Source organism: Pseudoalteromonas sp. NZS11_1 (assembly GCF_015864275.1).
In the GTDB taxonomy this organism is placed as follows: Bacteria; Pseudomonadota; Gammaproteobacteria; order Enterobacterales; family Alteromonadaceae; genus Pseudoalteromonas; species Pseudoalteromonas arctica.
Genome location: NZ_JADYXK010000069.1, coordinates 1 through 642, shown reverse-complemented (window position 1 = coordinate 642; position 642 = coordinate 1). Strand labels below are relative to the sequence as shown.

1 protein-coding gene is annotated in these 642 nt (G+C 31.5%); it reads left to right on the top strand.

The window, feature by feature from the left end; all coding sequences use genetic code 11:
• The first annotated feature begins 138 nt into the window (after positions 1–138).
• Positions 139–537 carry a hypothetical protein gene (locus tag I6F44_RS19520; protein ID WP_197174413.1) on the top strand — a complete coding sequence of 133 codons (399 nt, stop codon included), beginning with the start codon at positions 139–141 and terminating at the stop codon, positions 535–537.
• Positions 538–642 lie beyond the last annotated feature (105 nt).

Sequence of the window (642 nt, the reverse complement as noted above, 5' to 3'; positions counted from 1 at the left end):
TCAAACACTTCTATATTCTGCGTAAAAATACAGTAATCAATTGAACCAAAATAGGAACTCAGCTATGGTTTGTTTATCAATAAAAACAAATTTAAAAACGAGTTAATCTACAGGCTCGTTAGATTTACAAGGAAAGTTATGCAGAGTATCGACTATTTTCAATCAATTAAAAATAAAAAGCTGGAAGAATTATCATTAAACGAATTAGCTTATGTTCATTTAAATTGTGGTTCATATAATGAAATAAAAGATGCACTTCTAGAATCATCATTACCTTTAGTTATAAATGAGATTAGACACGCGAAATTTCAACGTTACTCTCAAAACTTCTTACCTGTAGCTGCAGCATTTACTGTTTTAGATCAACTTGGCTTCTGTTATTCGCGAAAAGACATTCCTGAATATAGTCAGGGGAACGCAAGTTCAATCAAAAAATCTCTATACTACTTTTGTGGTTTCCAAGATAATGATCAAGATACTAAAACACTTTATGCTCTAAGAAATTCGTTTTTACATACGGCTGTAGTGGTACAGTGATTTTGGCCACCCATTAAGAAAGAAATGTTATGCTAATTAAGCATACAAATTTGGGTGAAAAAATGACGAAATCAAAACGCGCAACATATTCAGCGGCAATTAAAT

Bases quoted from the DNA above. Each gene is read 5' to 3' on its own strand.
- I6F44_RS19520 (WP_197174413.1), top strand. From the start codon at position 139: ATGCAGAGTATCGACTATTTTCAATCAATTAAAAATAAAAAGCTGGAA.